Genomic DNA, 7,114 nt, shown 5'->3' with positions numbered 1-7,114 from the left:
ACTGGCTCCTGCTGCTCGGCCGGCGCGACGGGCGGTGGCTGGTGGGCGACCACTTCTGCGCGTTGACGCCCCTCGGCGGGCAGGAGCCCTTCCTCGGCTGGCTGGACGACGCCGCGCTGGAACGCGCGCTGGCGCCGCACGCCCCTTGGCCGGCGGAGATCACCAACCGCGACCGCCTCGCGCTGGGCGCCGCCGTGGAACCGGTGCACGCGGGCAGGTTCCGCTGGCTCGCCCGCACTCCGGGCGAAGCCACCCCGGCCGAACCGGACGGCTGGACGTGCGGCCTGCCCGAGGTCCTCGGGCGCATCAGCGACGTGCTGGCCGAGGACGAGACCGCCGCGGCCCGCTACGGCGACGACCTGTGGGCGGCGAGCCGCCACTACACCTACCGCCTCGAGGTGCTCGCCGCGAACGGCGAGATCGGCGCGGAGGAGGCCGCCGCGGCCGCGGTGAGCTGGGGCGAGCTGCCCCAGGTCGTCCGGTTCGCCGCCGAGTCCGCCGCCCGGGGCCGTCCCCGGACCGGCTTGCTGCAGCGCACCTTCGAGGATCTCTTGCGCACCAACGAAAAGACGACCGCCGGCCTGGAACAGGAGGCATGAAACGATGGAAACGCTCTACCAGTGGTTCGCCGAGTCGGCCGCCAAGCACGCCGACGAACCCGCGCTCGAAGTCGGCACGCGCACCCTGACCTACGCCGGACTGCGCGACCTCGCCGGGCACCTCGCCGCCGAGGCCGTCACCGCGGTCGGGACCGTGCCCGCCCGGATCGGCGTGCTGGCCGAACGCAGCGTGCTGACCTACGCCGGGTACCTCGCCGCGGGGCGGCTCGGCAGCACCGTCGTCCCGCTCAACCCTGCCTTTCCCGACGAGCGCAACCGGATGATCGCCGAAGCCGCCGGCCTGGACCTGGTCCTCACCGAGGAGAGCGCCCGACTCGGCGTGCCCGAACTCGTCATGGCCGAGCCCGCGGACGGCGCCGCGCGCACCCCGCCGGAGCCCCGCACCGGGGACCTGGCCTACATCCTGTTCACCTCGGGCTCGACCGGGAAGCCCAAGGGCGTCCCGATCCGGCACCGCAACGTCTGCGCGTACCTCGCGCACGTCGTGCCGCGGTACGGCATGGCGCCGGGCAGCCGCGTCTCGCAGACGTTCGACCTGACCTTCGACCTGTCGGTGTTCGACATGTTCACCGCGTGGGGCGGCGGCGCGACGCTCGTCGTCCCCAGCCGCGCAGACCTGCTTGCGCCGGTCCGGTTCGTCGCGGAGAAGCGGCTCACCCACTGGTTCGCCGTGCCTTCGATGGTGTCCTACGCCCAGCGGTTGCGCAGCCTGCGGCCGGGGAGCATGCCGACGCTGCGCTGGAGCCTGTTCTGCGGTGAGCCGCTGACCACGCACCAGGCCGAGGCGTGGCAGCGCGCCGCGCCCGGCGGTGTCGTCGAAAACCTTTACGGGCCAACGGAACTGACCATCAGCTGCGCGGAGTTCCGGCTGCCAGCCGATCCGGCGGACTGGCCGGTCACGGCCAACGGGACCGTGCCGATCGGGCGGCCGTACCCCAGTGTCAGCCACGTCGTCCTCGACGACCAGGGCCGCCCCGCGGTCGAAGGCGAACTCTGCGCGCGCGGGCCCCAGCGCTTCCCCGGCTACCTCGACCCCGCGGCGAACGAGGGCCGCTTCTACCACTTCGGTCCGGGCGATGAGGTCGCGCGGCTACACGGTCCGGACGACGAACTCGACGACGCCGCCTGGTACCGCACCGGCGACCGGGTGTCCTGGCAGGACGGTGCGCTCGTCCACTTGGGACGGTCGGACCAGCAGGTGAAGGTGCGGGGCTACCGGGTGGAGCTCGGCGAGATCGAAGCCGTGCTGCGGGACCAGGAGAACGTACGCGACGCGATCGTGCTGGCCCTGCCCGGCAGCGGTGGCACGACCGAGCTGGAAGCGGTGTGCACGGGTTCGGGCCTCGACCCCGAGCGACTGCTGGCCGCCGCGGCCGAACGCCTGCCCGGGTACATGGTGCCCCGGCGGATCGGCGTGCTGGACGCGCTGCCCCTCAACGTCAACGGCAAGATCGACCGTTCGGCACTCACCGCGCAGGCGATCGGGCAGCGCGGATGATCGCCGTGGAAGGGAAGACCATGGAAACGGCCGCGCCGGAACTGGTGCCCACGGAGGGTTTCTGCCGGGCCATCGCGAAGCTGCCGACCGGCGTCACGGTGCTGACGACCGTCGCCGGGGACTCCCCCGTCGGCTGCACGGCGAACGCGGTGATGTCGCTGTCGGCCGACACCCCGAGCATCCTGGTGTCGCTTGGCAGCCACAGCCGCACCCTCGCGGCCATCCTCGGCACCGGGTCGTTCGCCGTCAACACGCTGTCCTGGTCCCAGCGCGCACTGACCCGCAAGTTCGCGACCGGCAGCCCGGCGGAGCGCTTCGCCGGCGTTCCGTGGCAACCGGAGCGCCGCGTCCCGGTCCTGTCGGCGGCGGGCATGGCGCTGGTGTGCGAGGTGGGTGACACGGCGGACCTGCTGGACCACACGGTGGTCGTGGGGAAGGTGGTGTGGCTGCGCGACACGAACGCGGCCCCGACGGTGCTGTACGGGCGGGAGCAGTACCCGCTCGGGGCTTGAGGGAGAGGCGAAAGTGCCCGGTCCGGCGGACCGGGCACTTTCGTCTGCGTGGCTTCAGAGCACGGACCGCCGGGCCGGGCTCGCGTCGGCGACCTGCTCGGCGGTCGCGCGGGCCGCCGCGTCGAGCAGCACCGAGAACCGCGGGTCGGCGCGGATCTCGCGGTGCCAGGCGACCTGGGTGAAGACCTGGAACGGTGCCGTCCACGGGACCTCGACCAGCCGGCCCTCGGCCAGCTCGGTCGCCACGCTGAGCCGGGGCAGCAGCGAAATGCCCAGTCCCGCGATCAGCGCGTGCTTCACCGCGTCGATCGAGCCGAACGTCAGCGCCCGGACACGGGTGTCGGCGGCGTCGCCCAGCGTCCGCTCGAACAGGCGCTGGTAGCCGCTGCCGCGGTGGGCGCAGAGCAGGGGCTGCCGGGCCAGCCGCGCGGTCGGCACCGGCTCCGGGCCGACCGGCCCGTCCTGGCCCGCGACCACCACGAGCGGCTCGGGGCACAGCAACGTCGAATCGGCCTTCGACGACGAGTCGCAGACGTCGATGAAGAACGCGCAGTCCACATCGGAATCGCCGATCCGGCTCCACGGATCCTCTTCCAGCGGCCGGATTTCCAGCGCGAGTTCCGGGTGGCGGCGGTACAGGTACTCGACGATCGGCACCAGCCGGTAGGACGTGAGGCCGCTGTCGGCCCCGACGGTCAGCGCGTCGCCGACCGCGGTGCCCGCCAGCACGGTTTCCTCCGCCATCCGGCTCAGCTTCACGATCTTGTGGGCGTAGCGCCGGAACCGCTGGCCCGCCGTGGTGAGCCGGATGAGCGCGCCGGTGCGGTGGAACAGGTCGCACGCGAGGTCGCGCTCCAGCTTCTTGATCCGGGCGGTGACCGTCGGCTGGGCGACGCTCAGGTCGCTGGCGGCCTTGGTGAAGCTCGCCTTCTCGGCCACGCTGAGGAAGGTGTTCAGAGACGCGGTGTCCACGACCGGCTCACCACCGGTCCGCGCCGAGGTCCCGGTTGCGGGTCGCGGCAAGCCCGCGAACTCTCCGCGCGACCGTGGCGGCTTTCCCGTGGTGGTGGAGCGACTCGGACACGAAACCTCCCAGCGGCCGGCAACGGGTCGCCGGCACGGCACGCTTCACGACTACGTTCTCCCCAGCGGCGTCCGCGGCGCCTTCCCGGCCGCGGAAATCCTTTTCTCCCGCACCCGGCGGATACCACCCGGTCCGGACCGGCAAACTGCTCCCATCAGGCGGGCGGGCGGAGTCAGCGCTTTCACCCGCCGTGGCCGGTACCGCGACGTCCTTCACTCCAAGAGACCAGCATCGCCCCGTCATCCCCATTCATCCTCTCCGCGGGAGGAGCACACTTTTCGCATTTTCGAGATCCCCGCGCGCGACGGGGAAATCAGCCGAACACCAGGCGCAGCACGGCGCTCACGACGGCGGCGCCGATCATCGCGGTCAGGATGGACCGCTTGCCGGCCAGCAAAGCCACCCCCACGCCGACGCCGGCCAACGCGGTCAGCGTCCGCACCGAAGACACCTGACCCGAACTCGGCCACAGCAGGGTGACCACCAGCCCGGCGATGAGCGCCGGAGTCGCGCAGGTCAGCGCGTTGCGCAGCCAGGTGGGCAGTTCCCGCCCGCCCGCCGCCAGCGGCACGACCACCCGCAACGTCAGCGCGGTGGCGCCGAGCGCCAGCACGATCAGCCACTGGTACGTCATTCCCGCACCCCCAAGGCCGCGCCGGCCACGGCACCCGCGGCACCGGCGACCAGCACCGGGACGCCCGGGGGCGCCCAGGCGACCAGCGCGCCCGCCGCGACGACGCCGAGGACCGCGAGGAACCACGCGCGCTTGGTCTTCAGGTGCGTGCGCAGCAGGCCGAGGAAGAACACCGGGTAGGCGGCGTCCAGGCCGAGCCGCCCGGGGTCGCCGATCGCGTCGCCGAGGATGGCGCCCAGCGCCGTCCCCGCGGTCCAGCCGCACATGCACAGCGACCCGGCGACCCGCAGGGTCCGCAGGTCATAGCGCCCGTCACCGCGGTGGGCGATCGCCCAGGACCCGTCGGTGATCAGCAGCGCCGTGCCCGCCCGCGACCAGGCGGACCCGGTCAGCGCGGGGGCGATCGTGGTGCCCATCAGCAGGTAACGCGCGTTGAGCGCGGCCGCGGCGCCGACCACCGCCCAGACCGAGCCGTGCTGCCCGATGACAGCGACGGCGCCGTACTGGGCACTGCCGGAGAACACCAGCAGGGACATGGCCACCGGGGCCAGCACACCCATCCCGACCGAGGCCGCGAGCGCGCCGAACGCCATGCCGTCCGCCAGGTCGGCCGCGGCCACCGGCAGCACCGGGCGCACGACCGCGGCCGGTGAACGACGTTCGGCGGTCGTTTCGGTCACGATGTTCACCTCCTCGGGCTCGACCTGATCAACGTTACCAACCAATCCCGGTGTTGGTAACCCAGTCGGGTGGCCCTACCCGGCAAATACTTCTCTAAACCGCCAAAACAGCCACTATTGCTCCATCGGTGGTAACCAACAAGCGAACTTGCTGGTAACCTCCCGCACATGACCCCCCGCCCGGCGGCACCCGCGCCGCTCACCGTCATCCAGAGCCTGGTGAACACCCGGGAGCTGCTGGAGCACCGGGACGACCTGACCACGGCGGATGGCCTGGTGGCGTGGGCGGCGGACGCGGGCCTGCCGTGCCCGGCCCGGCCGACAAAGGCAGACCTGACCCGTGTGAGCCGGGTCCGGGAGGCGTTGCGGCAGCTGCTGCACGGCGGCGAAGGCGCGCCGGCCGCGGCGGCGGTGCTCAACGGCGAACTGGCACGCACCGGCACCCGCCCGCTCCTGCGGGCCGATCCGCCCGGCGCGGAGTTCGCCGGCGACGCCGCCACCGCACTGGACGCGGCGCTCACCCGGGTGCTCGCCACACTGGTCACCGCCCGCCTCGACGGTTCCTTGGCGCGCTTGAAGATCTGCGGCGCCGAGGACTGCCTGTGGGCCTACTACGACCGCTCCCCCAACGCGGTGAGCCGCTGGTGCGAGACCTCGGTCTGCGGCGCCCGCCACAAGATGCGCGCCTACCGCGCCCGCCGCGCCGCGGCCGCCGTGAACTGAGTCCGCAACCGCGAACGGCGGCGTGGCGTCGCGAGAACGCCACGCCGCCGTTCGCCGGGATCACCAGCCGACCGCGACCACCAGCCACTGCGGGTCGCCGTGGGACACGAACGACGACTGGCCCGCCACGTCGTCGTACGGGAAGCCGTACGCCAGGCGGTTGATGCCGTGGTCGTGCCAGAACTTGGCGTAGTAGTTCGCCGGAGCGCCCTGGTAGTACTGCGCGGGGTCCTGCCACTGGGACTGCGGGAGGTGCGCGGTGTGCCGGTTGAGCGCCGCGCACATGTCGGGGTTGCCGGCCAGCGAGCCGGCGCACCCGGTGATGTTCGACGTCGGCTCGTTGACGCCCACCGACTGCGCGTAGGCGGTGAAGTAGTTCGCGTACTGGCCGCCGGCGCGGAAGTCCGGCGCGCTGCCCGGCGCCGGGATCCGGTACGGCGCGTTCACCGTCGCCAGCCCCTTGAACTCCGCCGGCACCTCGGCCTGGAACCGGGCGAAGGTGGCCGAGCGGTCTTCCTGGAACAGCCCGTAGTCGTCGCCGACCTGGACGTCGTAGCCGTCGTGCGCGTGCAGCCGCATCGCCAGCTTCAGCGCGAACGCGTCGACGCGGGTGGTGTTGCCGTTGAAGACGTCCGGCCCGACGGTGAACTCGATGAAGTCGGCGTACTGGCCGTTCGGCGTGCCGAGGTAGAAGTACATCCGGCCGGCGGAGTTCGCCGGCATGTCGAGGTAGGGCTGCTCGGCGATCGAGTGGGTCTGCCCGCCGAAGCTCCAGTACACCTGGCTGTCCGGGTACTTGCCGTTGGTGCGGTTGAGCACCTTCACGGTGAGCACGTTCCGCGCGGCGGGGATGCTGCCGGTGTCGCCCCAGAACGAGTCGGGCGGGGTGCCCGGCTGCGTCGGGACGGTGCCGCCGCCGGTGCCGAACACCTGGAACTCCCAGAGCGAAACGCCGTAGGGGGTCGCCCGCGCGGTGGTGTACAGCCGCACGTACCGCCCGGCGCCGGTCACGTTCAGCGTTTGCGTGCCGCCGGTGCCGGTGCTCGTCTGGTACACAGTGGACCAGGTGGATCCGTTGTCGGACAACTGGATCTGGTACGCCGTGGCGTACGCGGCCTCCCAGCGAAGCACGACCTGGCTCACCGTCGCGGCGCCGCCGAGGTCGATCCGGATCCACTGTGGATCGCTGAACTGCGACGACCACCGGGTGGCGGTGTTCCCGTCCACGGCGGCGGCCGCGGGCGTTCCGGCGTTCTCGACCGAAGACGCCGTGACGGCTTTTCCTTGGGAGATCAGGGGATCGGCCGCGTTCGCGACGGGCGCGACGAGCCCGAGCGCGGCGACCGCGAGTGCGGCGGCCGTG

7 protein-coding genes and 1 pseudogene are annotated in these 7,114 nt (G+C 72.4%); 4 read left to right on the top strand and 4 right to left on the bottom strand.

Annotated elements, in window-relative coordinates:
* The 3 genes and pseudogenes from G3I65_RS33630 to G3I65_RS33620 form a co-directional block, all read left to right on the top strand.
* A pseudogene (locus G3I65_RS33630) lies at positions 1 to 599 on the top strand (hypothetical protein); the annotation flags it as partial.
* A gap of 4 nt (positions 600 to 603) precedes the next feature.
* Positions 604 to 2,118: an amino acid adenylation domain-containing protein gene (locus tag G3I65_RS33625; RefSeq protein ID WP_160699671.1), complete on the top strand. Its 1,515-nt coding sequence runs from the start codon at positions 604 to 606 to the stop codon at positions 2,116 to 2,118.
* Positions 2,115 to 2,630, top strand: a complete 516-nt coding sequence (locus tag G3I65_RS33620) for a flavin reductase family protein (RefSeq protein WP_239071615.1) — start codon at positions 2,115 to 2,117, stop codon at positions 2,628 to 2,630. The genes G3I65_RS33625 and G3I65_RS33620 overlap by 4 nt, the downstream gene beginning before the upstream one ends.
* Before the next feature lie 54 nt (positions 2,631 to 2,684).
* On the opposite strand, the gene G3I65_RS33615 is transcribed toward G3I65_RS33620, so the two are convergent.
* From G3I65_RS33615 to G3I65_RS33605, 3 genes are all read right to left on the bottom strand, one after another.
* A complete protein-coding gene (locus G3I65_RS33615; RefSeq protein WP_160699670.1) occupies positions 2,685 to 3,602 on the bottom strand; it encodes a LysR family transcriptional regulator in 918 nt (305 codons plus the stop codon).
* A gap of 425 nt (positions 3,603 to 4,027) precedes the next feature.
* Complete coding sequence (locus G3I65_RS33610) at positions 4,028 to 4,348, bottom strand: AzlD domain-containing protein (protein ID WP_160699669.1); 321 nt, start codon at positions 4,346 to 4,348, stop codon at positions 4,028 to 4,030.
* The gene (locus G3I65_RS33605; protein WP_309235868.1) at positions 4,345 to 5,028 is read right to left on the bottom strand and encodes an AzlC family ABC transporter permease; all 684 of its coding nucleotides are present in this window, start codon (positions 5,026 to 5,028) and stop codon (positions 4,345 to 4,347) included. The genes G3I65_RS33610 and G3I65_RS33605 overlap by 4 nt, the downstream gene beginning before the upstream one ends.
* Before the next feature lie 168 nt (positions 5,029 to 5,196).
* Between G3I65_RS33605 and G3I65_RS33600 the strand changes: the two genes are divergently transcribed.
* A complete protein-coding gene (locus G3I65_RS33600) occupies positions 5,197 to 5,751 on the top strand; it encodes a CGNR zinc finger domain-containing protein (protein WP_160699667.1) in 555 nt (184 codons plus the stop codon).
* A 60-nt stretch (positions 5,752 to 5,811) separates the two neighbouring features.
* Here G3I65_RS33600 and G3I65_RS58875 read toward each other — a convergent pair.
* A partial coding sequence (locus G3I65_RS58875; RefSeq protein WP_160699666.1) for a beta-1,3-glucanase family protein occupies positions 5,812 to 7,114 on the bottom strand: 1,303 nt, incomplete at its 5' end.

This window comes from Amycolatopsis sp. SID8362 (assembly GCF_010550475.1).
Taxonomy (GTDB): domain Bacteria; phylum Actinomycetota; class Actinomycetes; order Mycobacteriales; family Pseudonocardiaceae; genus Amycolatopsis; species Amycolatopsis eburnea.
The sequence above is the reverse complement of the archived record's forward strand: the minus strand, read 5'-3'. Positions and strand labels throughout refer to the sequence as shown.